Annotated in this window: 25 protein-coding genes and 1 riboswitch; all 25 genes read left to right on the top strand. The window is 46.0% G+C overall.

Features of this window, described 5'->3' with window-relative positions:
- Positions 1-138: 138 nt before the first annotated feature.
- Positions 139-795: a stage V sporulation protein AA gene (locus H7T88_RS27515; RefSeq protein ID WP_221791559.1), complete on the top strand. Its 657-nt coding sequence runs from the start codon at positions 139-141 to the stop codon at positions 793-795.
- Positions 782-1,204: a stage V sporulation protein AB gene (locus H7T88_RS27510; RefSeq protein ID WP_221791557.1), complete on the top strand. Its 423-nt coding sequence runs from the start codon at positions 782-784 to the stop codon at positions 1,202-1,204. Before H7T88_RS27515 ends, H7T88_RS27510 begins: the two co-directional genes overlap by 14 nt.
- A gap of 87 nt (positions 1,205-1,291) precedes the next feature.
- Positions 1,292-2,902, top strand: a complete 1,611-nt coding sequence (locus tag H7T88_RS27505) for a spore germination protein (RefSeq protein ID WP_221791563.1) — start codon at positions 1,292-1,294, stop codon at positions 2,900-2,902.
- Positions 2,903-3,005: 103 nt separating this feature from the next.
- The gene (lysA, locus tag H7T88_RS27500) at positions 3,006-4,337 is read left to right on the top strand and encodes a diaminopimelate decarboxylase (protein WP_090922415.1); all 1,332 of its coding nucleotides are present in this window, start codon (positions 3,006-3,008) and stop codon (positions 4,335-4,337) included.
- Between the two features lie 293 nt (positions 4,338-4,630).
- On the top strand, positions 4,631-5,062 hold the full coding sequence (locus tag H7T88_RS27495) for a peptidylprolyl isomerase (RefSeq protein WP_090922413.1): 432 nt from the start codon (positions 4,631-4,633) through the stop codon (positions 5,060-5,062).
- A gap of 267 nt (positions 5,063-5,329) precedes the next feature.
- On the top strand, positions 5,330-6,655 hold the full coding sequence (locus H7T88_RS27490; protein WP_221791555.1) for a hypothetical protein: 1,326 nt from the start codon (positions 5,330-5,332) through the stop codon (positions 6,653-6,655).
- 152 nt (positions 6,656-6,807) lie between these two features.
- A riboswitch (FMN riboswitch) is annotated at positions 6,808-6,971 on the top strand.
- Positions 6,972-7,315: 344 nt separating this feature from the next.
- Positions 7,316-8,419 carry a bifunctional diaminohydroxyphosphoribosylaminopyrimidine deaminase/5-amino-6-(5-phosphoribosylamino)uracil reductase RibD gene (gene ribD, locus H7T88_RS27485; RefSeq protein WP_221791554.1) on the top strand — a complete coding sequence of 368 codons (1,104 nt, stop codon included), beginning with the start codon at positions 7,316-7,318 and terminating at the stop codon, positions 8,417-8,419.
- A 12-nt stretch (positions 8,420-8,431) separates the two neighbouring features.
- The gene (gene ribE / locus H7T88_RS27480) at positions 8,432-9,100 is read left to right on the top strand and encodes a riboflavin synthase (RefSeq protein WP_090922407.1); all 669 of its coding nucleotides are present in this window, start codon (positions 8,432-8,434) and stop codon (positions 9,098-9,100) included.
- Positions 9,101-9,152: 52 nt separating this feature from the next.
- Positions 9,153-10,394 carry a bifunctional 3,4-dihydroxy-2-butanone-4-phosphate synthase/GTP cyclohydrolase II gene (locus H7T88_RS27475; RefSeq protein ID WP_260511182.1) on the top strand — a complete coding sequence of 414 codons (1,242 nt, stop codon included), beginning with the start codon at positions 9,153-9,155 and terminating at the stop codon, positions 10,392-10,394.
- 102 nt (positions 10,395-10,496) lie between these two features.
- Complete coding sequence (gene ribH / locus H7T88_RS27470) at positions 10,497-10,964, top strand: 6,7-dimethyl-8-ribityllumazine synthase (RefSeq protein WP_090922403.1); 468 nt, start codon at positions 10,497-10,499, stop codon at positions 10,962-10,964.
- Between the two features lie 103 nt (positions 10,965-11,067).
- Complete coding sequence (locus tag H7T88_RS27465) at positions 11,068-11,868, top strand: segregation and condensation protein A (RefSeq protein WP_090922401.1); 801 nt, start codon at positions 11,068-11,070, stop codon at positions 11,866-11,868.
- A complete protein-coding gene (gene scpB / locus H7T88_RS27460; protein ID WP_221791552.1) occupies positions 11,837-12,529 on the top strand; it encodes an SMC-Scp complex subunit ScpB in 693 nt (230 codons plus the stop codon). Before H7T88_RS27465 ends, scpB begins: the two co-directional genes overlap by 32 nt.
- A gap of 51 nt (positions 12,530-12,580) precedes the next feature.
- The gene (locus tag H7T88_RS27455; protein ID WP_221791549.1) at positions 12,581-13,498 is read left to right on the top strand and encodes a DUF2953 domain-containing protein; all 918 of its coding nucleotides are present in this window, start codon (positions 12,581-12,583) and stop codon (positions 13,496-13,498) included.
- A 231-nt stretch (positions 13,499-13,729) separates the two neighbouring features.
- A complete protein-coding gene (ytfJ, locus tag H7T88_RS27450; RefSeq protein WP_221791547.1) occupies positions 13,730-14,203 on the top strand; it encodes a GerW family sporulation protein in 474 nt (157 codons plus the stop codon).
- Positions 14,204-14,342: 139 nt separating this feature from the next.
- On the top strand, positions 14,343-15,530 hold the full coding sequence (locus tag H7T88_RS27445; RefSeq protein WP_221791545.1) for a D-alanyl-D-alanine carboxypeptidase family protein: 1,188 nt from the start codon (positions 14,343-14,345) through the stop codon (positions 15,528-15,530).
- A gap of 61 nt (positions 15,531-15,591) precedes the next feature.
- Positions 15,592-16,218, top strand: a complete 627-nt coding sequence (locus H7T88_RS27440; RefSeq protein WP_090922320.1) for a nucleoside recognition domain-containing protein — start codon at positions 15,592-15,594, stop codon at positions 16,216-16,218.
- A gap of 6 nt (positions 16,219-16,224) precedes the next feature.
- A complete protein-coding gene (locus H7T88_RS27435) occupies positions 16,225-16,758 on the top strand; it encodes a spore maturation protein (protein WP_221791543.1) in 534 nt (177 codons plus the stop codon).
- 63 nt (positions 16,759-16,821) lie between these two features.
- Positions 16,822-17,640 carry a S1 family peptidase gene (locus tag H7T88_RS27430; protein ID WP_221791541.1) on the top strand — a complete coding sequence of 273 codons (819 nt, stop codon included), beginning with the start codon at positions 16,822-16,824 and terminating at the stop codon, positions 17,638-17,640.
- A gap of 222 nt (positions 17,641-17,862) precedes the next feature.
- Complete coding sequence (locus H7T88_RS27425) at positions 17,863-18,612, top strand: pseudouridine synthase (protein WP_123062202.1); 750 nt, start codon at positions 17,863-17,865, stop codon at positions 18,610-18,612.
- Positions 18,613-18,934: 322 nt separating this feature from the next.
- Positions 18,935-19,462, top strand: a complete 528-nt coding sequence (locus tag H7T88_RS27420; protein WP_145413182.1) for a redoxin family protein — start codon at positions 18,935-18,937, stop codon at positions 19,460-19,462.
- 14 nt (positions 19,463-19,476) lie between these two features.
- Complete coding sequence (resB, locus tag H7T88_RS27415; RefSeq protein WP_221791539.1) at positions 19,477-21,150, top strand: cytochrome c biogenesis protein ResB; 1,674 nt, start codon at positions 19,477-19,479, stop codon at positions 21,148-21,150.
- Positions 21,147-22,409: a cytochrome c biogenesis protein CcsA gene (ccsA, locus tag H7T88_RS27410; RefSeq protein ID WP_221791537.1), complete on the top strand. Its 1,263-nt coding sequence runs from the start codon at positions 21,147-21,149 to the stop codon at positions 22,407-22,409. Before resB ends, ccsA begins: the two co-directional genes overlap by 4 nt.
- Positions 22,410-22,548: 139 nt before the next feature.
- Positions 22,549-23,265: a response regulator transcription factor gene (locus H7T88_RS27405; protein ID WP_110894386.1), complete on the top strand. Its 717-nt coding sequence runs from the start codon at positions 22,549-22,551 to the stop codon at positions 23,263-23,265.
- 55 nt (positions 23,266-23,320) lie between these two features.
- Positions 23,321-24,718 carry an ATP-binding protein gene (locus H7T88_RS27400; RefSeq protein ID WP_261769245.1) on the top strand — a complete coding sequence of 466 codons (1,398 nt, stop codon included), beginning with the start codon at positions 23,321-23,323 and terminating at the stop codon, positions 24,716-24,718.
- Between the two features lie 193 nt (positions 24,719-24,911).
- Positions 24,912-26,380, top strand: a 1,469-nt coding sequence (locus H7T88_RS29090; protein WP_221791535.1) for a collagen-like repeat preface domain-containing protein, incomplete at its 3' end; no start/stop codon positions are given.

The raw sequence follows: 26,380 nt of genomic DNA, 5'->3' as shown, positions 1-26,380 counted from the left end.
CCGGGGATAACCAGCGCCCGACACCGATCCATTTCGGAGCGTCCAGCGCCCCCTCCACACTCTTTTCCAATTTAAATGTAATAAATTTGCACAATCTTCAAATACTAACCTAAATTACGCAGTAAAGGAGTGCTGTGGATGTCTCAGACACCCACTCCCACGGTCTACGTCCGCATGCGCAGCCGGATTCGCATTCAGAGAGGGCGAGCGGTCAAACTGCGGGATATCGCCCACGTACTGGCCTTATCCGAGGATCAGGAAGACAGGCTGCTGGAACTTGAACTGCTGACGCCTGGACCGGAGGACGGCAACCTGATTCTCATTGACATTTTGCAGATTATTCCCCGTATTCGGCAACTGTTGCCGGACGTAAATGTGGAGTTGATGGGATCGGGGCATACGTTAGTCGAAGTGATCGCAGGTAGTGGTCAGGCTTCGAAATCTCTATTTATTCTGGTATGGCTGCTACTGTTCTTCGGCTCAGCTCTAACGATTATGAATTTTCACGCAGACGTAAACATGCAAGAGGTACAGATTCGCATTGTGGAGATGCTCACAGGACAAAGAGATGAGCATCCGTATTTGTTTCAGCTCGCCTATTCCCTCGGAATCGGCTTTGGCATGGCCGTTTTTTTCAATCATCTGTTTAAGAAAAAGTGGAATGAAGAGCCAACACCGCTAGAAGTGGAAATGTTCCTTTACCAGCAAAATGTAGATCAATTTGTCGTGATTGAAGAAACCGAACGAATGCATAAGCAGAGTCAAAGGGAGCTGAAAGGCGATGAGCGTGATTAACGGAGCGATCAGTATTGTGCTTGGCATTGCCGGGGGAATCGCTGTGGGGAGTGGTGTTATTGCGCTTATTCTTGTGCTCGACATGATCCCTAGGCTGGCGCAAGTCACGCAGTCTTATGATAAAACGCATTGGTACGAGGGAGCTTTGATCGGAGGTTCGTTGCTGGGCACGGTAGCTGATTTCTGGCATTGGAAGATGCATGGCATCATGTTGCTTAGCCCGATTGTTGGACTGTTCTGCGGCGTTTTTATTGGTCTGCTGGCTGCCGCTCTGACAGAAGTATTAAACGTGCTACCCGTTCTGGCTAAAAGGTTGGGCATGCGGTCATATTTGTTTGGACTGTTGCTGGCGATGATTCTGGGGAAAATGACAGGATCACTGTTTGACTTTTTCGTTTATCAGCGGTAAAGCAGCATGACAGGTTTAAGGAGGATGGACATGGACGAACATAACAATCAAGCGGGTCATGAACAAGAAGATAGCACTACGGAAGATATGATGCATAAGTCTGCTTATGAAATCCAGAAGGAAGAAGAGAAGAGGGAATATCAGAAGAAAAAGCAAAACGAGATGTCTGACAGTATCGAGGAATCCGTGCACTATTGGCAACACAATGACGACATCTCTCCGCGCATGAGTGATAACAAAAACACATTGAAGCAAGTGCTCGGTCTTGGCGAGTCTTTTGATGTTACGCTGAGGGAGATGGTGCTTGGTGGCAAACATGCAGGGCTACTGATGTTGAGTGGTTTTGCCAAAGACGAGATTTTGCTTGAAGTGTTAAAACGATTAACGTATCTCTCACCAGATCAAATATCCGATCACGCGCTTAAATCTTATTTTGAATGTTACATTCCTCATATCCAGGTAGAACGAGTAGAAAAGATGAGTGCCGTCATCAGTAAAGTACTGACTGGAATGAGTGCCTTTTTTGTTGAGGGCGACCGATCTGTTCTCATTATGGATACTCGGAGTTATCCGGTTCGCTCCCCCGAGGAGCCTTCGCTTGAACGTGTCGTTCGCGGTTCACGGGATGGTTTTACAGAAACTCTGCTTACGAATGTGACGCTGGTGCGCCGCAGAATACGTGACCCTGGGCTGAAGTTTGAGATCATGCAGGTTGGGCGAAGAACACAAACCGATGTATGTGTGGTGTACATTGACGATATTGTGGATAAGGTGCAGGTCGATTCGGTTCGTGAAAAAATACTGCGTATCGATATCGACGGCATTCCGGCAGCTGATAAACAGTTGGAGGAAGCGATTATTAATAAAGGATGGAATCCATTCCCCCTGGTTCGTTATTCGGAACGTCCTGACGTTACAGCTTCTCACTTGCTGGAAGGACGAGTCGTTATTTTTGTAGATACTTCCCCCAGCGTAATGATCTTGCCGACGACCTTTTTTGATCTATGCGAACATGCGGAGGAGAACAGGCAGACTGCTCTTATGGGAACCTATTTGCGCTGGGTGCGTTTTGCAGGCATCCTGATCTCTCTGTTTCTGTTGCCACTATGGATGCTGATGGTCATCGAGCCTTCGCTGAAACCCGTCGGTTTGGATTTCATCGGCCCACAGGAAAGCGTGAAACTGCCGATTATTATTCAGTTTCTGCTCATCGAGCTGGGTGTAGACTTATTACGGATGGCTGCAGTTCATACCCCGACCCCTCTGGCTTCAGCCATGGGTCTGATTGCGGCTATATTGGTCGGAGATATCGCGGTAAAAACGGGGTATTTTGTCAATGAGGTTGTGCTCTACATGGCTATTGCGGCGATCGGAATGTTTGCTACACCAAGTTACGAGTTAGGACTGGCGAACAGATTGGTCAGATTATTGCTACTGGTTGCAGTTGCGATATTCAAGGTGCCGGGTCTGGTCGTTGGAACAACGTTGCTGATTGTGGCGTTGACCATTCACCGTTCATACAACTCCTCGTATCTGTGGCCATTTATACCTTTTAATGCAAAGGCATTTGGCAACTTCCTGTTCAGGGTTCCATTGCTTGTCAGCAAGAAACGTCCATCATTCAACAAAACGCGTGACAACACCAAGATGTCTGAGGATCCCGACGGTGAATTGCGAAAAAGTAAAAAACACAAATGATGTGCCGAAAAATCCATTCATCTCCCGGCTTAATTTGATATACTGGTGTAAAATCAATGGAATAGTAACTGTTCCAGTATACAAAAAGTGAGGAATGCAAACGATGTATTTACACGGTACAAGTAGAATAAATGAGCAAGGTCACCTGGAGATTGGTGGAGTAGACGTTACGGATATGAAAGAGCAATTTGGAACGCCGCTCTATGTTGTGGACGAGCAATTGGTTCGCGAGCGCTGCAGAGAGTACATGGAAGCTTTCCGCGCTTCAGGTTTGGGCTTCCAAGTTGCATATGCAAGCAAAGCATTCTGTGTAATGGCGATGTGTGCTCTTGCAGCAGAGGAAGGTCTTTCTCTGGATGTTGTCTCTGACGGCGAACTGTTCACGGCATTGCAAGCAGGCTTCCCGGCAGAACGCATTCATTTCCACGGCAATAACAAAACGATCGAAGAGATCGAAATGGCGCTTGACGCTGAGATTGGATGCTTCGTAGTAGACAACTTTAACGAGTTGCACCTGCTCCAAGCTGTCGCAGCGGACAAAAACCGTAAAGTAAACATCCTCCTGCGTGTAACGCCGGGTGTTGAGGCGCATACGCATGAATATATTTCGACAGGACAAACGGACTCCAAGTTCGGTTTTGATATCGGCAACGGTACAGCATTTGAGGCGATTGAACTTGCATCCAAACAATCCAACCTGGTATTGCTCGGTGTTCATTCTCACATCGGCTCCCAGATCTTTGAGGTGGAAGGGTTCCAGATGGCGGTTCAACGTGTTGCTGAATTTGCAGCAAGTGTATATGAGCGCCTGAATGTGGCATTCAAAGTCGTAAACCTGGGCGGCGGATTCGGAATCCGTTATATTGACGGTGACACGCCGCTTGAAGTGGCTCAGTATGTGAAGGCCATTACCGATGCGGTAAAAAATCATTTTGCACAAATCGGCTATGCAGTGCCTGAGATTTGGGTTGAGCCAGGCCGCAGCATCGTAGGTGAAGCAGGTACAACGCTGTACACCGTTGGAACGAGCAAAGACATTCCAGGCGTGCGTAAATACGTAGCTGTAGACGGTGGTATGACGGATAACCCACGTCCTGCATTGTATGAGTCCAAATATGAGGCTGTACTGGCAAATCGTGCAAACGAAGCGGCAACAGAAACGGTCTCTGTAGCGGGTAAATGTTGCGAGAGCGGTGACATGTTGATTTGGGATCTGGATCTGCCAAAAGTGGAGAGCGGTGATCTGCTTGCCGTTGCTTGCACAGGGGCATATAACTATTCTATGGCAAGCAACTACAACCGGATTCGTCGTCCAGCAGTTGTGTTTGTCAAAGATGGTCAAGGCGATGTAGTTGTACGTCGTGAGTCATATCAGGACATTATTCAAAATGACCTCGTGCCAGCACGTATTGGCAAACAGCCAGTTACTCGTTAATTCATCAAGCAGGGATCTGGAAAAGAAATACTCCATTTTTCTATATCACAAGTTCCTATAGCATTAGAAGAGGACGGAATGGGCTTGCCCTTTCCGTCCTTTGCTGTGAATATTGCATCTATTTGGTATGGTATAGGTTTGTACTTGAGAGTAGAAAAATCAAAAAAATAGCTCTTTCTTTTGCGATTCGGCCCTTTTCGGTGTACACTAAGAAAAGTGCTGTAATGCTTGACCACAAGTTTGGTATTGCATCACAATTACTTTTGCTCAAAATTGAAAGGAGTCATTTACATATGGCGAAACAAGCGAAAATTAAATTGGCAAACGGCGGAGAAGTTCTGATTGACCTGTTCGATCAAGAAGCTCCAAACACCGTAGCAAACTTTGAAAAATTGGCAAACTCCGGTTTCTATAACGGACTCGTTTTCCACCGTGTAATTCCGGGCTTCGTAGCTCAAGGTGGATGCCCTAGCGGTTCCGGTACTGGCGGTCCTGGTTACACAATCAACTGTGAGATCAACCCGAACAAACATGAGCGTGGAACACTTGCGATGGCACATGCTGGCCGCAACACAGGCGGAAGCCAGTTCTACATCTGCTACCAACCACAGCCACATTTGGACGGACAACATACTGTATTTGGTAAAGTAAGCAAAGGTATGGAGTTTGTTGATGCATTCGAAGGCCGCGACAAAATGGAAACTGTTGAAGTTGTAGAAGTTTAATTTCAACTGAATCTGCTCGGCGGCATCAAGTTAACCCCTGGTACATTCCTATTACGGAAGTACCAGGGGTTTTGTGCATTGTACAACTTTTTTGCGTCATTGCCTTGCAAAGTGTTATTAAAATAAGCTTAAAGGAACTGGCGGGACGAGTTGATTGTAGGTTATTCTAGCTAGGTACAGACTGTTGAAACCGAATACATGAGGTTTGACAGCGCACTATATTGAGTTTGCATGTTTTCAGAACTACTGTGAAAGGATGTTGTTACTTTGACTTTAGATGTTGTACAGCAACTGAAATTACTTCAACATATTTATAGTGAGAGCACGATTTGGGACGAGGAGTTACGTGCTTCAAGACACAATGTACCAGAGGACGTATCGGCGGAACAATTACAGGCACTAGAGGCTACTGGACATGAGCCTAATCACTTTGAAAGACCGCAGCATGAGGATACGATCCGAGAACTGAGAACATTGGCTGAGCGTTGGACACTTCAGGAGGCTGCTCAGGCTTTTGTGGCTTCTCTATGGTCAGCGCCAATGATCTGGCGTTCACTTCTTGCAGGAAAACTGATTGCAGCCAGCATACCTGACCATGAATATAGTCCATATCCTTCCAGTCGCAAGTGCCAGATCTGTGGTTTGGATGTGAATGACGGAGTAGATACTTCGCTTCAGTGGTACTGGCGAATGACCAACGGTACACCGCTTGATGGAGATATCTTTGGACATGTACTCGCTCTGAGAGAGATGCCTGCTTCGCAGGCGCCTCCTGTTCCTAATGAGTATGATCGCTGGACGTTACGCGCGGTGTTAACGGTGTTGCGTAATCTGCCACCTAAGACTCGGTACAGCAAGGCAGCGGATGCGCTCAAAAAAGAACAACTCCTGCCTACGAAAAAAGTATATGTTTACCGCGATTTGCTTGAAACGCTGGCGCTGATCGGCATTCTGGACACGCCAGAACAGCCAGGAATGATTACAGCCTTCACCTCATATGCAGAACGCGACAAGAGACCTAATACCCGCGTTGAGGTACAAGCTCCCTTGGCATGGTGGGATTCATCTGTAGGAATCAACGAGCACAATTTGAACCTGATCTTTGGTGAATTCGATTGCAGTAATGTATCGCTTGAGAACAAGCCTGAACCGAATCCACTGGCGAGTGAGACCGTTATTGGTGCATTTGAAAGCAGACGAGGTGTAGGTACCAAGGCGAAGGTGCCGAAAAAATCTCCGGATGCCGGTACAGGTGAAGTGCAGCCTGGAGACGTATATGCAGTGAAAGTACTTAGTGGTTCTTGGGTTACTGTATATTGTCATGAAGTGAAGGACAAACGTACCATTGTTGAATATCTGGATGGCGTGTTCCCCGATATGCCAGGAAAAGAAGACCTTATTCTGACCGTTCGTCCAAGGCCGGATGAGCGCTGGCAGTGTTCGGCCATTGGAATCGACTCGACCAGTTGGGTTAGAAGAGTAGCCCGCGATATGCCAGCTCCTAATGCTTCCCAGCCCAAACCTGAGAGTGTTCCGTTCCATGCTGCAAAGGATTTGAGGCACATGGCCAGCTGGTGTTTTCCGGACCTTTAGAATTTATTGTGAATATTTGATGAAGTCCGTGTCTCGTCTGAGATGCGGATTTTGTAATATAAATGCTTATTAAAAGTTAGTATGTGACAAAAAGAAACAAAAATGAATTGATTTTTTGACATTAAAGTGCTAACATCCAATTAATAACGAAAGCGATCCTTCAGGGCAGGGTGTAATTCCCTACCGGCGGTGATGCGTGTTGGGGATATTATTTTCCACCGACATGGCAAAGTCCGTGACCTGTCTGCTTATAGCAGATGGCTGATCTGGTGTAATTCCAGAACCGACAGTATAGTCTGGATGGGAGAAGGAGTGGGTGTAAGCCGGTGTGGTTACACTCCGCAGGAGTGATGTCGCATAGCATTCAGCTCGTTTGGATGATATGTGTGGAAGGCTTGTTTATAATGAGTTTTCTGGTACATAATACCGTTATATAGAAACTCTTCACCTGATTTTTTGTATATCATTCTATAGCTCGAATGGGTATGCAATAAGGTATGTGTTTGTTTTCACTTACCTGTTAACTGGTTTTGGTGAAGTGTCGGTATTGGTGTGTTTCATCTCTCCTGCAGATGACAGTAGTCTTCCATCATCCCTACCTGAACAGATTGTTCGGTGGGGATTTTTTAGTTCAAGATTATAACCGTGGGGTGAACGGATATGGAAATGATCAATGATGAATTTTATATGGCGTTAGCACTGGATATGGCAGAACGGGCACAAGGACAGACCGGAATTAATCCTGTCGTGGGATGTGTCGTTGTTAAAGAAGGACGTGTTGTTGGTCTAGGAAGCCATCTGAAACGAGGTACAGGCCATGCAGAGGTGCATGCGCTGAATATGGCTGGAAGCGACGCGGAGGGGAGTACCGTTTACGTAACGCTTGAACCTTGCAGTCATTATGGCAAAACGCCACCCTGTAGCGAACGTTTGATCCATGAGAAGGTTAAACGGGTGGTGGTTTGTTGTGAAGATCCGAATCCGCAGGTTTCTGGTACAGGCATTAGTATGTTGCGTCAACAAGGCATCGAAGTTGAAGTGGGTGTTTTGCGCGAACGCGGAAGACGTATGAATGAAAAGTTTATCAAGTTTATTACAACAGGCCTTCCTTTCGTTACCCTCAAAACAGCTTCTACGCTGGATGGAAAAATTGCTACGCGTAGCGGGGACAGCAAATGGATCTCCAACGAACTGGCGCGTGAGATCGTGCATGCGCTTCGTCATCGTCATCAAGGCATTATGGTTGGCGTGGATACGGTAATCGCCGATAATCCGGAGCTGACTACCCGCTTGCAGGTAGAAGGCATCAGTCCGGTACGGATCGTTGTGGATTCCAAGCTGAGGTTGCCTGTAGGCTCCAAAATGGTCAAGGACGGACTTGCGCCAACTTGGGTGCTTACAACCGATGAGGCTAGCCAGGAAGCGGCTGAGCGACTCGAGGCTTACGGTGTTGAAATTATTCGCTGTGGGCCTGGACCACGCGTAGATTTGCTACATGGGCTGAGCAAACTGGGAGAGCGGGATATTGGCTCGATTCTGCTAGAAGGCGGCGGTACACTAAATGGTGCATTGCTGGAAGCACGGCTCGTAGATCGTTTACTGATGTTTATCGCTCCCAAGATTGTGGGTGGATATGATACTCCGGGAAGTTTCCGTTTTGAAGGCGTAGAGCGCATGAGTCAGGCAATCCAATTGCATCAGCTGGAAATTGAGCAAGTTGGAGATAATATTAGCATTGGCGGTATTCCGATTTGGCCAGAATAGGAGGAAGATAGCATGTTTACGGGTTTGGTGGAAGAAGTCGGTCAGATCCGGCGCATTGGCCGTAAAGGTGAGGCCCTGGTTCTGAACATCGCTGCTTCTGTCATTATGGACGATCTCAAAATTGGTGACAGTGTTGCGGTTAACGGGGTTTGTCTTACCGCGACCACGCTGGAAGGCGGAGGTTTTACCGCAGACGTCATGCCGGAAACGTATAGACACACCAATCTCAATCAGCTTCAGTCCGGCAGTAAGGTTAATCTGGAGCGGGCCATGTTGTCCGGTGGACGATTCGGCGGTCATATCGTGCAGGGACATGTGGATGGGACTGGGGTTATCGGTAGTATTACTCGGGATCAGAATGCAGTTGTTTTCGAGATCAGACCGGGTGACCATGAACTTTTCAAATTTCTAATTCCAAAAGGTTCGGTCACTTTGGATGGGATTAGCTTGACAGTGGTACAGACGACTCAAAGTTCCTTCACGGTTTCGATTATTCCCCATACGATTGGGGAAACGGTTTTGAATGTCAAAAAGACAGGAGATACCGTCAACATTGAATGTGATATTTTGGGGAAATATGTAGATCATCTGTTGCAATACGGCAAGAGCCATGCGGAAACGAGAACAGGCAAGCCAAGCAGTCTTAGTGAAGAGTTTCTCTCCAATCACGGGTTTGCATAAACATAGGAAAGACAGGGATAAAACATAGAACTGGAAACAGGAGGTGCAGCTGATGTCAGAACAATCCGAGCCATCCATTCTGGACTCAATTGAGGCAGCTATTTATGATTTAATGCGTGGTAAACCCGTAATTGTGGTCGATGACGAAGATCGGGAAAATGAAGGGGATTTTATTGCTTTGGCTGAAAAAGCAACCCCTGAGGTCATCAATTTCATGATTACCGAAGGTCGAGGACTCGTCTGTGTTCCCATTACGCAGCAGCGTGCAGATGAATTAAATTTGAAACCGATGGTTCAGCAGAATACAGATTTCCATGGCACAGCTTTTACGGTCTCTGTGGATCACAAAGATACAACGACGGGAATCTCGGCGCATGAGCGTTCCATTACCGTTAAAGGTTTGATTGATCCGAATGCGAAAAGCAGTGATTTTCGCAAGCCGGGTCACATGTTTCCGCTCATTGCCAAAGACGGCGGTGTGTTGCGTCGTGCCGGACACACGGAAGCAGCAGTTGATCTGGCGATCATGTGCGGCTCTTACCCCGCAGGTGTCATCTGTGAAGTGATCAAGGAAGATGGTACGATGGCCAGACTTCCTGATCTGCAGAAGATTGCACGTAAGCATGATCTGAAACTGATTAGTATCCAGGACATGATTCGTTACCGGAATGAGAAGGAGAAGCTGGTGCAACGTGAAGTTTCCGTTCGTATGCCGACGGACTTTGGCGAATTCCAGGCAGTGGCGTATACGAATGCAGTGGATAATAAAGAACATGTTGCCTTGGTCAAAGGGGATATTGACGGTTCCAAACCTGTATTGGTTCGTGTTCACTCCGAATGTTTGACTGGCGACGTGTTCCACTCTCACCGTTGTGACTGCGGCCCGCAGTTTGATGCGGCGCTGAAGCAGATCCATGATGAGGGTAATGGCGTACTGCTCTATATGAGACAAGAAGGCCGTGGGATCGGTTTAATCAACAAACTCAAGGCTTACAAGCTGCAAGAAGAAGGTCTGGATACAGTGGATGCCAATCTGAAGCTTGGTTTTGCTGCTGATCTGCGCGATTATGGGATCGGTGCACAAATTTTGAAGGATCTTGGCGTTCGTCAGATTCGATTATTAACGAATAATCCACGGAAAATTAAAGGCTTGGAAGGATATGGTTTGGAAGTGGTAGAGCGTGTACCGATTCAGATGCAGGAGAATGAAGATAATACAGCTTACCTTCACACCAAGCAAGCCAAATTGGGCCATATGCTCAAGTTTGATGATATCGAGCAGAATGAACAGTGATTTCAGTTACTCACGATAATTTTCTGATATGTAATTATTGGAGATTTCACATGTTCAATTGCAGCACCTATAACATTATATATTTACAGGGAGATGACGATAATGCCTAACTATTTTGAAGGACATTTGGTATCGGAAGGTTTAAAATATGGCGTGGTAGTTGGACGTTTTAATGAATTTATTACGAGCAAGTTGCTTAGCGGGGCGCTGGATGCGTTCAAACGTCACGGTGTGCAAGATAATGAAGTAGATGTAGCTTGGGTACCGGGAGCTTTCGAAATCCCGCTTATCGCTCAGAAAATGGCCGAAAGCGGCAAATACGATGCGGTCATCACACTCGGAACGGTTATCCGTGGGTCAACAACACATTATGATTATGTCTGCAACGAGATGGCTAAAGGGGTAGCGGCAATTAATCTGAAAACAGGGGTGCCGACCATCTTTGGATTGGTTACTACGGAGAACATTGAACAGGCGATTGAGCGTGCAGGAACGAAGGCCGGCAATAAAGGCTGGGATGCTGCTACAGCTGCAATTGAAATGGCGAACTTGACGAAACAGCTAAAATAGTGCTTATTTAATAGTAGTGCCCTGCTTTGCGCAGACGAAATCGGGATACCGGTTTCGGACGGCTGGCAGGGTTTTGTATTTTTCTGGCGGGAGGATTCGTCTAGTGACGGTAGTTACATACAAACTGGAGACTTTTGAAGGGCCTTTGGATCTGTTGTTGCATCTGATTGATAAGGCTGAGATCGACATCCAGGATATCCCCATCAGCGATATTACCGATCAGTACATGGCGTATCTGCATTCCATGCAGGAGCTGGAACTGGATATAACAAGTGAATTTCTGGTGATGGCAGCTACGCTGCTGTCCATCAAGAGCAAACTTTTACTGCCCAAACCACCGGTAATCGAGGATTTCGAGGATTATGATTATATGGAAGATGAGGATTATGATCCGCGTGCCGAACTGATTGCACGCCTTATCGAATATCGCAAATATAAAGGAATAGCGCGGCATCTGCATGAACGGGAATGGGAACGCAGTCTTATTTTTTCCAAAGAGCCCGAAGATTTGCGACCTTATATGCCTATGGAGGAACAAACGAATCCGGTGCAAGGTCTGCATACTTCTGATCTCATCGCGGCGTTTCAGAAAGCACTTCGAAAGGCTGAGAAGCGTACAACGGTCACCCGGATCAAAAGGGACGAAATTTCGGTCAAGGATCGCATACGTGAAGTTATTGGTGCCTTGGAGCATTTAGGTCCTGGGGGGCGGTTGTTATTTTCCAAGCTTATGGATGATCAGATATATCGCCATGAGATCGTGGTTACGTTTCTAGCAGTGCTGGAGCTGATGAAGATGAAGCAGATTGTTTGTTACCAGGAACGGTTGTTTGAGGATATCGTTATGGAGTGGAGAGGGGAAACAACGAATCATGGATTTTCCGAAATTGAAGTCGATTATTGAGGGCCTTTTGTTTTTGTCCGGAGAAGAAGGTCTAAGTGTCAAACAGATTGCTGAAATTGTGGACCAGCGGGTAGAACTGGTTACGGATGCCATTGAGGACATGATCGGCGATTTTGCAAGGCAAGGGCGAGGTGTGCAGATTCTGAAGATTGCAGGTGTCGTGCAACTCGGAACATTGCCGGAACATGCGGCCTATTTTGAGAAGCTAGCTTACTCTCCTGCACGTACATCGTTATCCCAAGCGGCGCTTGAAACTTTGGCCATTGTAGCTTATCGTCAGCCCATTACACGGGTGGAGATTGAGGAGATTCGTGGCGTAAAATCGGAGCGTGCTATCCATACACTCGTGAACAAGGATCTCATTGTTGAAGTGGGGAGAGCGGAAGCGATTGGACGCCCGATTTTGTACGGAACAACGAAGTCATTCCTTGATTATTTCGGACTAGCTTCGATTAAAGATCTTCCCGAACCGGGTTTGTTTGAAGATTCGGAAAACTTGGAGGAAGAAACGCAGTTGTTATTCAACAAGTTGGACATGAATCAGCCGGATGTCTCGGATACTGACGTACAAAGCGTGTTTGATTTTGAAGAGGAAGGAGCATTCCCGGAAGAAGATATCGCTGTAGATCCAGAGGATGATTCTTCGGGTTCCTCCTCCTAATAAATGCTAATAGTTAAAGCCATATAGGGACAATGTGGAGATCGATCCACGTTGTCTTTTTGTATTTTCTCCAGAACAGCGGTGAAGTTGTCTGGAATGATGTATACGATATCGGGCATTTCAATGGTGATTTCGGCAAAAATTGGGGAATTTCATGGCATTCGTGAATTTTTTCCAGCAAGGAATGCCATACTAGACATGATAAGAATCGAGGGCTTGGAGGTAAGGCCTGTGTGGATCTGGCTTGGAGGAATCGGTTTGTTCATCGCACTGCTGATTGCCGCAGTCCTCATCTCAAATGTTCATGTTCATGTTATATTTCGCAAACATAAGAGCGATGACTACGCAAATATCAATGTTCGACTGCTGTATGGCTTCGTGCGGATGAATTACGAAATTCCGAGCATTGTTTTCCGAAATATGAAAGAAGGCTTCTTGCTTAAAACAGAACAGTCCATGAACCATTCCCGAGGAGAAGTTTTGGGTAGCGAGCAGGTGAACAAACGAAAAGTAAAAAACTGGGTAAAAGAAGTCAAGGTGATGCTTCGAGCAACAGAGGCTCTGAAAGTATGGGTCAGACAGACGCTCAGACGAGTATATATAACGAATCTGTTCTGGTCTACTGCGGTTGGTGTAGGTGATGCTGCTTACACAGCAATGCTAACAGGTTGGTTATGGAGTATTAAGTCCATGATTGTTGGCTTCTTAACGTACCAAATGCGTTTCAAAACGGTGCCTGACCTTGAGGTTCTTCCGGTATGGTCCGACGAGATGGAATTTCGAACAGAACTGGATTTCAAACTGCGAATCCGCATGACGACCATCTTAATTGCTGGAATGAGACTGCTTACCCGCGTGCTGCAGGTCGAGGGTGGCTGGCGAATGTGGATTAAACTCCTTCGGGAGCAACGCCGCAAATCAAAGCAAAAGAAGAAGCATAGGCACATTGCGGAAAAGGAAGCTCGTTAAAGCAGAACTTAACTAGCCTGAGATTGAATCCATTGTATTGGTGTTAAGGTTCTGCGACGAGAACATGCGATAACGATTCCCTGTATTGATTACATAAGTCCTGCAAGTTTGGGGATGATATGGTTAGATCAAAAACCTATATAAGTTGATTAATCATTGACACAACTTGTTTGTGTTAATCTGCTTAAGCTCAACGGATATAGTTTATTATTGAAACTGGAGGGAAGTCACATGTCAGATCATCCAATTCAAGGATTAATGGAAACTGCAATGGAAAATATCAAGGGCATGGTAGATGTCAATACAATCGTTGGTGATCCTGTAGAAACACCGGATGGTACGGTCATTCTGCCGATTAGTAAAGTCGGATTTGGCTTCGCGGCAGGCGGAAGTGATTTTAATGTAAGTGATGGAAAAGGTAACAGCGCATCAAGCACAACAGAACATGCTCACTCCGCAAAGGTTGCTTCCCCATTTGGCGGTGGTAGTGGTGGCGGTGTATCCATCCGTCCAATCGCTTTTCTGGTTGTTGGCAAGCAAGGTGTGCACATCGTGCCGCTTGACAATTCGACGCACTTGTTCGAAAAATTGATTGATTCAACACCTTATGTACTCGATCGCATTCAGGAAATGTTCCGCCACCGTAATCATGGCACAACAGAACATGATGTGCGGGTGACAACGGATCATACAACGTATAGCTGAGTCATATGATTAATTCGTAATCCCTTTTGCACTTCAAAAGTGCAAGAGGGATTTTTGCTGTTTTTTCCTGTGCGGGACATACTCTGGGTTGTCCAGACATAGGATAGTACAAGATTCCAAGCGACCCGGAGGAATGTGGATGCGAAAATTAATGAAGGTTATTGTAGGTACGCTCTTGCCTGTACTGTTACTTTCAACTATGGGTGCATCGTCAGTTCAGGCGACCATTGCTGGACCGTCTACTCATGCGCAAAGTGCAGCGCTCATCGATGTGACATCAGGGCGAATTCTGTATAGTAAAGATGGGGACAAAGAGTCGCGCATCGCAAGTTTGACTAAAATCATGACTGCCATCGTTGCGATTGAAGAAGGTAAGTTAGATGCAAAGGTCAAGGTTACACCATCTTCTTTTGCCAAAGAAGGATCTTCGCTATACCTTAAACTGGGCGAGGAGATGACACTAGAAAATATGTTATACGGTCTTATGCTTCGCTCAGGTAATGATGCGGCTTCGGCAATTGCTGAGCATGTCGGCGGTTCAGAAGAAGGTTTTGTTTTGCTTATGAATAAGAAGGCAGAGCAGATCGGTTTGACTCGTTCTCATTTTATGAACCCACATGGTCTGGATGCCGAAGGTCATTACTCTACCGCAAACGATCTGGCGAGGTTAACGGCTTACGCGCTCCATAACCCGGTATTCAAACGCATCGTGGCAACAGAAAATAAATCCGCCCCCAATCCGAATGAAAGCTGGGAGTACTCCTGGCATAACAAAAACAAAATGCTTCGCTTGTATGAAGGTGCGGATGGGGTGAAAACTGGATACACCAAAAAGGCATTCAGATGCCTGGTCAGCTCAGCGACTCGTGACGGGCAACAGCTAGCCGCGGTGACACTTAACGATGGCGATGACTGGAACGATCATGCGAAGATGCTGGATTTCGGCTTTGAACATTTCCCACTAATCGAGATTGCCACACAGGAACAGCCTGTTCAGAACATGGAACTCGTAACAGGGCGTGGTTTTAAATACCCGCTCGCCAAAGGAGAACAGGAAGACATAACCAAGACATTGGTTCTGCTGGATAAACGTACACAGGACGCTGTGACAGAGAATAAACAATCAACAGATCCTTCGTTTGGACTAGCCGGGCGAATTGAAATGCAGTTGAAAGGCGAACCAATCGGCTCGATACCTGTGTATTACAAAGGTAGCTATATTCCGCCAGAGCCGCCCATCGCAGATGCAACTATAGGTGGAATAGGAGAGGTCACGACTTGGGTTTCCGCATGGAAGGCAGTGCTAAGTCGACTGTTATCACCTTGATTCTGATTTAAGGATAGAAAGATCGCTCTTGTGCTTGCTGTTACTGGGAGGAATGATTCCAATGATCAATCTGATCTGGTTAATGATGATCTTGATCGGCTTTGTTTTTGCAGCAGTGAACGGGAAGATTGAAGTGGTCACCCAGGCAGCATTTGATGGTGCGGCAACCGGTGTGACGGTATGTTTCGGTCTGATCAGTGTACTCGTATTCTGGATGGGAATGATGAAAATGGCCGAAGATGCCGGCCTTCTTGGACGGATTGCAAAACTTCTTGGCCCGGTGGTCGGATTTCTATTTCCCGATGTACCCAAAAACCACCCGGCTATGGGTTACATCTTATCCAACATGAGTGCAAATTTGCTTGGACTAGGGAATGCGGCTACGCCCATGGGAATTAAGGCGATGCAACAATTGCAGGAACTGAATCCTGACAAGCAGACCGCATCCCCTGCTATGTGTACACTGCTGGCGCTGAATACCGCGAGTATTACGATTATTCCAACAACGCTGATAGCGATCAGGTTGAACTATCATTCTGCGAACGCCACGGAGATTGTAGGCACAACTTTAATGGCTACCATTATAGCTACGCTTGCTGCCATTATGGCTGATCGCTGGTATCGAAATAGAACTCTCCGCAGATCGCCGCGCATATCCAAGAGCGGTAATCCCGGCATGAAAGGATGAGCAACCTTGTTAACCTTCATTAACTGGATATCTGTCTGGGCCATTCCGGTTATTATCGCGTTTGTTCCATTATATGCGTTTACCAAAAAGGTCCCGGTCTATGAATCCTTTGTTGATGGGGCCAAGGACGGCTTCTCGACTGCAATCAGCATCATCCCACATCTGGTGGGAATGATGGTTGCCATTAGTGTTTTTCGTGCCTCGGGAGCACTGGATTTTGTGATTCAGTTCTTCACTCCTCTCGTCTCATGGATGGGTGTGCCTGGAGAAGTCCTTCCGCTAGGGATATTACGACCATTAACAGGGACAGGCTCGCTTGCATTTACAACGGATTTGATCAAAACGTATGGCCCTGACTCCATGATTGGCCGGATGGCCTCTACCATTCAAGGCAGTACGGATACGACGTTATATGTGCTAACCGTGTATTTCGGGGCAGTCGGTATTCGGAATGGACGGTATGCGCTTAAGGTTGGATTGTTTTCGGATGTCATTGGATTCATAGCTGCACTTGCCATTTGTTTGATCGTTTTTGGTTAAACTATTACTCCTTTCCTACCGATATACTAGTTATGCTAGAATAATAACGGAGGAGAGTGAGACATGCAGAAGAGTTGGAAACGAATGCTCCGTTACGGGTTGACAAGTATGCTCGCTATAACGATGCTTGCAGGTTCGACAGGGTTAGCAGGTGCTCAAGCTGAACAGACGATTCATTTTACAGGTTATTTTGACAAATCATTACGTGCTCAAATGGCGACTACGGCCGATTCTTTTCCGGTTGTTAATGTGCGTTTGGTTAAAGCAAATGAACCGGATATGGTTTATTATGACGTGGGAACTTCGATTCTAATATCGAAAGATGAAGTATTAACCAATTACCATGTTGTTCAGGAATTCGCTGAGCTGTCTGGCGGAGATAAAGGGACGTTGACGGTTGCGAGCCCAGGTGCGCTCAATCAGGCGGTTAAAGCTAAAATTGTTAAAACTGATTCTGTAACGGATATGGCTTTACTCAAGCTGGACAAACCGATTGACGCTGAACCGGTGAAGTTTGCTGATGCGAGGGACAATCAGGTTGTTTATACCATTGGATTTCCTAAAAACCCATCGGGAGATCTTGTCATATTAGATGATGATTTTCCTTCGACATACAACACGATAGCGAAGAGTCGGGTATTTAGTGCTCTGGCGAGTGAAGTACCGGGAAAAGTAGGCATTGGAAGCATCGTCAAAGCAATGGCTCAAGGCAATTCAGGTGGACCAGTGCTTGATCAGAATAAACACGTCATTGGCATGATGACGTTTGTATATGGTGGACGGACGTATTTTATTTCTTCAAAGACATTGCAGACATTTGTGAAAGAAGCAGCTGTTCCAGCGAAAAAGCCGGTTGTGGTGGCAGGCAAAGTTGCGAATTAGAAATGAACTACGAATTAAATAGATGATAAGGGTTTACCTTTGCGTGGTCTGAACGAAATCAGCCGTGGCGAGGGTAAGCTTTTTTTGTATATCGAGACTATAAAATATCTGTTCTACAACGCACAAATTAGCGATAAAGCTCGAACGTTCACAAAAACATTGGATAATCCTTGTGATTTCCCGGTTGGATGGGTATCATTAGTGTGAGGTGACATGACAAACATGGAAAGATTACAAAAAATTATCGCGCAGGCAGGCATTGCATCCCGCCGCAAGAGTGAGGAACTGATCCTGTCCGGCAAAGTAGAAGTTAACGGGGAGGTCGTGACCGAACTCGGTACGAAAGCAAACCCCGAAGAGGATATCATTACGGTCAATGGAAAACCGATCCGCAGTGAGAAAAAAGTGTATTTGATGCTGAATAAACCAAAAGGGGTTATTACAAGCGCATCAGACCCGGAAGGCCGTAAGATCGTATCGGATTATCTGAAAGGTGTTAAGGAACGTGTTTATCCGGTAGGACGTCTTGATTATGATACCGAAGGGTTGCTTATTCTGACCAATGATGGCGAATTTGCGCACCTGCTGACACATCCTAAACATCACGTGCCCAAAACGTATCTGGCAACAGTTAAAGGGGTACCACATGGTACGGAACTGGAAAAGCTCAAAAATGGAATTATGCTTGAAGACGGTATGACAGCGCCAGCAGAGGTCGAGTACAAAGATGTGGATACAGCAACCAATGAGGCTGTTATTTCGATTACGATTTATGAGGGACGAAACCGTCAGGTAAGACGTATGTTTGAGGCAATCAATCATCCGGTAACACGTCTGAAGCGGATTTCGTTTGGAGGCATTTTGCTGCAAAATCTGAAAAGAGGGCTGACACGTAATCTGACCAAAGAGGAAGTTAACAATCTGATTACGCTCGCAAAATCGGAACCCGCCAAAAAAATGAAAAAAAGGTAATGTGAGGACACATAATTTTCATAAAACCGCCGCAGATTTGTGACGAAATTCGCTATAATTGTTCATAGAGTGTTCACAGCTTCTATAACAAGAGTCTAAATAAGTGGAACACTTCTTTTACACGTTAACGGAGAGGACAGAAAAAAACTGGAAAAGCGAAGCGGTCGCCTTTATCACCGGATTTTCCCTTATTAAAAGGGATTCAAAAAAATCTGGGGATAACAGCGATTGTAAGGTTATTCTGTCATTGGAGTGGGCTGTGTAAAATCTTTAGTTCAACTTATATAGCAAATGAAATCGTCACTTTAAAGGGGAGCAGCACATGGGAAAATCAAGAAGAACGGTGCAAATCGTTATTTTGTGCTTGATCCTGGTGTTGGGTGGATACGCGATTACAACATCGGTATCCGGCTCGAATGGCAAGCCAAAGGAAGGGGATCGAGCCCCTTCTTTTGAACTGCTGGGCCTGGATGGTCAAGTTCATACGTCTGATGAGTATCAAGGAAAAGCGATGGTTATCAATTTTTGGGGCACATGGTGCGAGCCTTGTGTGAAAGAGATGCCTGCTCTTCAAGCGCAGGCTGACAAATGGAAAGATAAAGGTGTGCAATTTGTTGGAATCAACGTTGGAGAAGATCAGATGACGGTAGATAATTTTGTACGGCAGGTGGGTGTTACATTTCCTATTATGTTAGACCGGGATAAAAACTCCGTTCGAGACTATGGGATCTCTCCGATGCCAACAACGTTTTTCGTATCTGAAACGGGAAAAATCTCCACTATTCATATCGGGCAATTGGATTTGGACACACTTGACGCTCAAATCTCACAGCTGGCGAAGCAGCCCTGACAGGAGGTCTACTTGTGTTCCAAAATACGAAATGTGAGTGTGGCCATCAGAATCCGGTAGGAACCGTATTGTGCGAGGCGTGTGGTAAGCCGCTTCTTGAGGAAACCGCTCAATCGAATGAAGTGTTAGAGATGCGTTATGATGGGATGGCTCGGCGTTCACAGCGAAGTAATCCCAATATTATTGATCGCATATGGAATTTCTTTTCATCTGTCAAAATTGCAGTTTATATGATTGTGCTCACGCTCCTTGGTTCCATGCTAGGTACGATCTACCCGCAAGAAAGTACATTTCTGAATATTGATCCTTCGGTTTATTACAAAGAAACCTATGGTCAGTTAGGCCATATTTATTATCTTCTCGGACTGTCTCATACATATGAATCCTGGTGGTTTATTCTACTGCTGGTGATGATCGGAGCATCGCTTGTGATCTGTAGTCTGGATCGTGTGCTTCCACTGTACAAAGCGCTGAACAAGCAGCGGATACGGAAACACCTGCAATTCCTGACGCGGCAGCGACTTGTGTATCAAGGTTCTATTGAAGAGGCACCTGAAGAGTGGATTAAGAAAGCGGTTACGCCGCTTCGTAAGAAAGGATATCGTGTTCACACACAGGGGGATGCTTTGCTTGCGGAGAAGCAACGTTTTAGCCGCTGGGGTCCTTATGTAATTCATATTGGACTTATTATTTTTCTGCTCGCTGTACTCGCTCGCGGACTTCCAGGTTTAAATCTGGACGAACATGTTGCTTTTCCAGAAGGGGAAATTAAAAAAATTCCAAACACGTCCATGTATCTGAAAAATGAGAAGTTTAATGTGGAGTTTTATAGTGACGACGAAGTCCCTGAGCAGTTCAAAAATTTGAATAAAACAGTTCCCAAGTTGTTTGAAACCAAGGTTGTTCTGTACGAATGCACAGCCGATTGTTCGGATCTCTCCAAAAAACCTCAGCTTGCAGAGGTTGCAAGACATGACGTACGGGTGAACCAGCCACTGAATTACCATGGTCTTAAGGCATACCAGTTTGACTACGATCTAACCCCGACGATTCGCTCGGTGACACCGGATCTGGTCAATGTGAAAACGGGTGAAGTATACGGTTCTTTGAAGATTGACATGATGGACACGCAACGCACCTTTGAGGCAGGACCATATACATTGACGGTGAAAGAAAAATTTATGGATTTTACTCTGGATGATAAGGGAGAACCCAAATCAAAATCACCTTCACCCAATGCACCTGCATTTCTTTTTCATATTGAAGGTCCGGATCTGCCAGAGAAGGGGATTCAATACTTATATTTTGCCAAACAAATTGACAAGCAACGTTTTCAACAGGACGCAATCAACCGCCAGCTAATAGGAGGGGAACTTCCATTACAACTGGAGGTCGATAGTATGGACAAGGTAGATCTTATTCAATCGGTGAGCTACCTGAATATACGTGTGGACAAAGCGATGCCATTTGTATGGGTAGGGGCAGGCATTGTCATGCTGGGTCTTGTCATGGGCTTTTATTGGCATCATCGCCGCATTTGGATTCGATTCGATGATGAGCGAATTACGCTTGGCGGGCATACCAACAAAAACTGGTTCGGCTTCAGACGAGAAGTTGCTGGCATTTTGAAACAGATGAATCTGGAAGTGGATGAGAAGTCGTTGGATAACGGGGGGAACCAAGCATGAATATACTGGATTTCAGCAGCGACGCATTTATCGTATCTTTTTTTCTGTATTGTGCTGCGTTTTTATTATATGCCGTGGCCGTCATGGGCAAGAAATGGAGTAACCGCGATCCGATCGATCATTTGAATCGTTGGGGTAAACGGGCGTTTATTGCATCTACGGTCGCGTTGGCAGCACATTTGGTTTTCTTTGTAACCCGCTGGATTGGTGCAGGCCATATTCCGGTAAGTAATATGTACGAATTTATGTCCTTTTTATCCATGATGATCATGGTAGCGTTTATCGTTGTGTACGCAATTTACCGCAAATCTCTGCTGGGCTTGTTTGCACTTCCACTCACCATTATCATTATGGCATATGCGGCCGTATTTCCACAGGAAGTTCAGCCATTGATTCCCGCATTACAATCGATTTGGTTGAAGATCCACGTTACGCTGGCTGCCTTGGGTGAAGCGTTTTTCGCAGTAGGTTTTGCTGCGGCATTTATGTATCTGCTTCGTACCGTTGATTTTAGTGGAAAAGACAAATCTTCTCGTCGTCAGCGCGGCTGGGTGGAGTTTACACTCATTACCATCGTTGTGGTGATCGGATTTATTGGAACCGTGTTTGCCTTCCGTGCATCCGGTTATGAGGCCGTTTTTGTACAGAAAACAGTCACCATTGACACAAAGGGAGAAGAAAATAGTACAATAGAGAAAGTGATTTATCGCATGCCTCCTATTTTTGCTCCATATAATAGTGAAGTGGAGAGCTTGAAACCGTTCCTTGGAATGAAGGAGCCGTTGCTTGAGACGCCTTCATGGATGAATGGCGTGAATGCAGGACGTAAGCTGAATACAGTCATCTGGTCAATCCTTACGGGTCTGATTTTATATGGAATCATTCGTTTAATTGTACGCAGACCGCTTGGACAAGCGTTACAGCCGATGATGAACGGAATTGACGCGGATGACCTTGATGAGATCAGTTATCGCGCTATTGCGATTGGATTCCCTATTTTTACGCTGGGAGCTCTGATCTTTGCTATGATCTGGGCACAAATTGCCTGGAGTCGTTTCTGGGGCTGGGACCCCAAAGAAGTATGGGCACTGATCACTTGGCTGTATTATAGTGTGTATTTGCACTTGCGTTTATCCAAAGGATGGCAGGGACAGAAGTCCGCTTGGCTTGCTGTGCTCGGTTTCCTGGTTGTCATGTTTACACTGGTTGGTGTAAATCTGATCATTGCAGGATTGCATTCCTATGCTGGAGCAGACTAGTAAAGTCAGTTAAAAGTAGTGGCAAAACAACGGTAATTCATGATATACCCGTTCCAGTAAAACGGGTATTCAAATATTGTTCGCAAGATCGAACATAATAGAAGTGATGAGGAGTTATTGTAAAGGGGCTTGAGTGGGCATGTCAGAACATGAGAATCGTATACTGGTCGTGGATGATGAAGAAAGAATCCGCAGACTGCTTAAAATGTATCTTGAAAAAGAAGGTTATGAAATTGATGAAGCAGAGGATGGCGAAACAGCGCTTCGTAAAGCAACGGCCGGAGATTACGGTCTGATTTTGCTGGATGTTATGCTACCAGGTATGGATGGTGTTGAGGTATGCACTCGGCTTCGTCAGGTCAAATCTACCCCTGTATTAATGCTTACCGCAAAAGGGGAAGAGATTAACCGTGTACAAGGTTTTGAAGTAGGGGCAGATGATTATGTCGTAAAGCCATTCAGTCCGCGTGAAGTGATTTACCGGGTGAAGGCTATTCTGCGTCGCTCTTCGGCAACAGCATATCTTTCGAAGGAAAGCAATTCAAGCAACAACATTGTATTTCCACATCTTGTTATTGAGCATGATGCACACCGCGTGACTGCGGGTGGTGAAGAGATCAGTTTGACACCTAAAGAATATGAGTTGTTGCATTACCTTGCAACATCGCCAGATAAGGTTTTCTCCAGAGAAGAATTACTTAAGGATGTATGGAACTATGAATTTTTCGGTGATCTTCGTACCGTGGATACCCATGTGAAGCGTCTTCGTGAGAAGCTGAACAAGGTATCCCCTGAATCGGCAGCGATGATAACAACCGTGTGGGGTGTCGGTTATAAACTGGAAGTACCGAAATAACTTTGCTTTCTGGAGATCACTGGTTGGAAAGTTATGGATTACAATTATATGCCTTGTGGGCTGTGTGCTGATTGCGCTAGGGCTCTTTCTGCTACCCTATATCGATACCAACTTTGCTGAGTCTGAATCTAGAGACATCAAAAGGCTGTTTACTTATATTTGCATTGTTGGATTCAGTCTAACAACGTTTTTTGCATTATTTCTGTTCACCAAAATTACACAGCCTATGCAACAATTAATTCAGGCAGCTAATGCCATTCGTAAAGGGAACTATGGAACGAGACTTTCTCTCCGTACCAATGATGAAATTGGTGAACTTGCAAATACATTTAATCATATGGCTGTTCAACTGGAAGATACCATTCGCAATTTGAATCATGAGAAGGAACATTTGGCGAGCGTGCTGCGAAGCATGACGGATGCCGTGATTACTTTTGATGGTGAAGGCAAGGTCATTTTGACGAATCCGCCTGGTGAGAAAATTATGCAGGCCTGGTATGCTCTAGACTGGGCTCAGGAGGATGAGGGTTTGGATGGTCATCCTTCTGCGAACCCGTCCCGTGATGTTCCTGAACCGCTTGTACCCTTATTCAGACTGGTGATGGAGCAAGGTGGGGACCAGAGTTCCAATGTTCATGTGCAACAAGGAGTATGGTCTGTTCAAATGGCCCCTTTGTATGCAGATAGTGTGGTACGGGGTGCGGTGGCTGTCTTGAGAGATGTTACCGAAGAAGTGAAGATGGAGAAGATGCGCCGGGACTTCGTTGCTAATGTATCTCATGAAATTCGTACACCGTTATCAATGATGCAGGGATACAGCGAGGCTTTACTTGACGGGATGGCAACATCGCCCGAAGAGAGTGAAGAACTGATTCAGGTCATTCACGATGAGTCACTGCGGATGGGTAGACTGGTCAAGGATTTACTTGATCTGGCCCGTATGGATGCAGGGCATACTGACATGAACATGAAGGAAGTTGAACTCGGTGAACTTCTCGAACGTATTTATCGCAAATTTATGGTGCGCTCGAAGGAACAGGGGATTCAACTTCAATTCGAATGCAAACAGCAGATGATCTCACTTCAACAAGCAGATGAAGACAGGCTGGAGCAAGTATTCACGAATTTACTGGATAATGCATTCAGACATACACCTGTTGGTAAAAGTGTGAAAATTTCTGCTGAGCTTGTCACTAACTTGCGTGCTCCTTTTGCCAGAGTGAGTGTAAAAGATCAGGGTGTGGGTATTCCTACATCAGACCTACCTTTTATTTTTGAACGTTTTTATAAAGCGGATAAAGCTCGCGTTCGGGGAGAAAGTGTGGGAACCGGGCTTGGCTTGGCGATCGTAAAAAACATCGTAGATGCTCATCAGGGCACGATTCATGTCAATAGTGTGCTTGGTGAAGGAACGGAGTTTATATTACAATTTCCGGTCGAATCTTCGAAATAGGTTGATTTTAAACAAAATGTGCCGAAACACCCTCTGATAGAGGGTGTTTTTTGTTGAAGTATTCCGTTTAATCTTGTTCAACGTGGAACAAGGTCGTATCCTTTTTTGTCCACAAAAAAATGTCCAAGATAATTTTTGAACTCCTCCTTCATAAGATTGAAAAATAAGATGTCTAAGGAGGATTGATTAAAGTATGTCCGATGGACGTAAAAGAGTAAATATTAAAGCGTTTTTGGAAGGGAGATCATTCCGGGCAGGTTCGCCGTTTATCCCCATAACAGCTAGTGAACTTGAGCAATATGAGTCGATTCTTCGTTCTCTTGCTGTAACCATTCCCGGTGCAATTAGTCAGCCGAGTGCATCAAATATACTTGCGTTGCAGAACGGATTACGTCAGTTACTTACTTTTGTTAATGAATCTGAGTTCCGAGCTGGGGTAAAAGCGGAGCTTCAAGCTGTATTAGAACTGACCATTGCTTCTTCTGAAGTCATTCCTGTTGCTTTAATTAATCTCGCAGGGAATTTGCAAAATCTGTTGGATGACTTGTTAAGTGTAACATTGCTTTTGGAGGTACCTCCCGAAGTAAAAGATCGGTTAGTCGGATTAATTCGTTCCATATCTATCTCGCTAAGCAGAGCCACAACGACTTTTGGTACGGGGGGGATTACAGGTGCTGCAGGTCCTCCCGGTGTTCCAGGCGTACCAGGGGTCCCTGGTGTTCCTGGATTGAGAGGAGCTACTGGTCCAACGGGTGCAGCAGGGCCAGCTGGTTCTGCGGGTGCTGTCGGCCCTATAGGCCCGCAGGGTCCACAAGGACCACAAGGACCACAAGGAGCGACAGGAATTCCCGGTGTAGGATTAAACAATATTACAACGTTTAACCCTGCTGCTGGATCAACTTATGCGCAAGGCCAGGTAGTTAGTTATGATGGAAGTCTTTTTGTGGCTAACGTAAATGGCCCGGTGGGTGTACCTGGAAGTTCACCTGATTACACGCTCTTGCTTGCCGCCGGTTCTACAGGTGCAACTGGGGCTACGGGTTTAGGACTTTCCGGAGCTGTTGCCTTTGATGCTGCTCTTGCACCTGGATATCCCGCAGGTCAAGTGGTTACGTATAATGGCAGTACGTATATTGCCAGTGTGGCAGGTCCGACAGGGACGCCAGGTACTTCTTCGGACTATACATTGATCGCTGCATCAGGAGTAACAGGAGCTACTGGGGTGGGCCTTAACGGTTCTATCACCTTTGACCCAGCTCAAGCGCCAACGTATTCAGCAGGCCAAGTGGTCACGTTTAATGGTAGTACGTATATTACCAATGTCGCCTCACCGACAGGCACGCCTGGAAGTTCACCTGATTATACATTAATCGCTGGTGCAGGACCGACGGGGGCTACCGGCGCTACAGGTATGGGGCTCACTGGGATGGTACCATTCGATCCTGCTCAAGCGCCAACATATCCAGCAGGTCAGATTGTAACGTCTAATGGTAGCACATATATTACGAATGTCGCCGCACCAACGGGTACACCTGGAAGTTCACCAGACTATACGTTACTAGCAAGTGCAGGAGTCACAGGAGGCACTGGTGTAACTGGCGCAAGCATTACGGGTGCAACGGGGGCCACTGGCGTAGGGTTAAGTGGCATCGTGGCATTCGA

It is taken from the genome of Paenibacillus cucumis (ex Kampfer et al. 2016) (genome assembly GCF_019748695.1).
Taxonomy (GTDB): domain Bacteria; phylum Bacillota; class Bacilli; order Paenibacillales; family Paenibacillaceae; genus Paenibacillus; species Paenibacillus polysaccharolyticus.
Note: the sequence above shows the minus strand (reverse complement) of the source record. Positions and strands in the feature narration are given on the sequence as shown.

What these genes read in the sequence shown, in the direction of transcription:
- H7T88_RS27515 (WP_221791559.1), top strand. Translation starts at nt 139, where the DNA reads ATGTCTCAGACACCCACTCCCACGGTCTACGTCCGCATGCGCAGCCGG.
- H7T88_RS27510 (WP_221791557.1), top strand. Translation starts at nt 782, where the DNA reads ATGAGCGTGATTAACGGAGCGATCAGTATTGTGCTTGGCATTGCCGGG.
- H7T88_RS27505 (WP_221791563.1), top strand. Translation starts at nt 1,292, where the DNA reads ATGATGCATAAGTCTGCTTATGAAATCCAGAAGGAAGAAGAGAAGAGG.
- lysA (WP_090922415.1), top strand. Translation starts at nt 3,006, where the DNA reads ATGTATTTACACGGTACAAGTAGAATAAATGAGCAAGGTCACCTGGAG.
- H7T88_RS27495 (WP_090922413.1), top strand. Translation starts at nt 4,631, where the DNA reads ATGGCGAAACAAGCGAAAATTAAATTGGCAAACGGCGGAGAAGTTCTG.
- ribD (WP_221791554.1), top strand. Translation starts at nt 7,316, where the DNA reads ATGGAAATGATCAATGATGAATTTTATATGGCGTTAGCACTGGATATG.
- ribE (WP_090922407.1), top strand. Translation starts at nt 8,432, where the DNA reads ATGTTTACGGGTTTGGTGGAAGAAGTCGGTCAGATCCGGCGCATTGGC.
- H7T88_RS27475 (WP_260511182.1), top strand. Translation starts at nt 9,153, where the DNA reads ATGTCAGAACAATCCGAGCCATCCATTCTGGACTCAATTGAGGCAGCT.
- ribH (WP_090922403.1), top strand. Translation starts at nt 10,497, where the DNA reads ATGCCTAACTATTTTGAAGGACATTTGGTATCGGAAGGTTTAAAATAT.
- scpB (WP_221791552.1), top strand. Translation starts at nt 11,837, where the DNA reads ATGGATTTTCCGAAATTGAAGTCGATTATTGAGGGCCTTTTGTTTTTG.
- ytfJ (WP_221791547.1), top strand. Translation starts at nt 13,730, where the DNA reads ATGTCAGATCATCCAATTCAAGGATTAATGGAAACTGCAATGGAAAAT.
- H7T88_RS27445 (WP_221791545.1), top strand. Translation starts at nt 14,343, where the DNA reads ATGCGAAAATTAATGAAGGTTATTGTAGGTACGCTCTTGCCTGTACTG.
- H7T88_RS27440 (WP_090922320.1), top strand. Translation starts at nt 15,592, where the DNA reads ATGATCAATCTGATCTGGTTAATGATGATCTTGATCGGCTTTGTTTTT.
- H7T88_RS27430 (WP_221791541.1), top strand. Translation starts at nt 16,822, where the DNA reads ATGCAGAAGAGTTGGAAACGAATGCTCCGTTACGGGTTGACAAGTATG.
- H7T88_RS27425 (WP_123062202.1), top strand. Translation starts at nt 17,863, where the DNA reads ATGGAAAGATTACAAAAAATTATCGCGCAGGCAGGCATTGCATCCCGC.
- H7T88_RS27420 (WP_145413182.1), top strand. Translation starts at nt 18,935, where the DNA reads ATGGGAAAATCAAGAAGAACGGTGCAAATCGTTATTTTGTGCTTGATC.
- ccsA (WP_221791537.1), top strand. Translation starts at nt 21,147, where the DNA reads ATGAATATACTGGATTTCAGCAGCGACGCATTTATCGTATCTTTTTTT.
- H7T88_RS27405 (WP_110894386.1), top strand. Translation starts at nt 22,549, where the DNA reads ATGTCAGAACATGAGAATCGTATACTGGTCGTGGATGATGAAGAAAGA.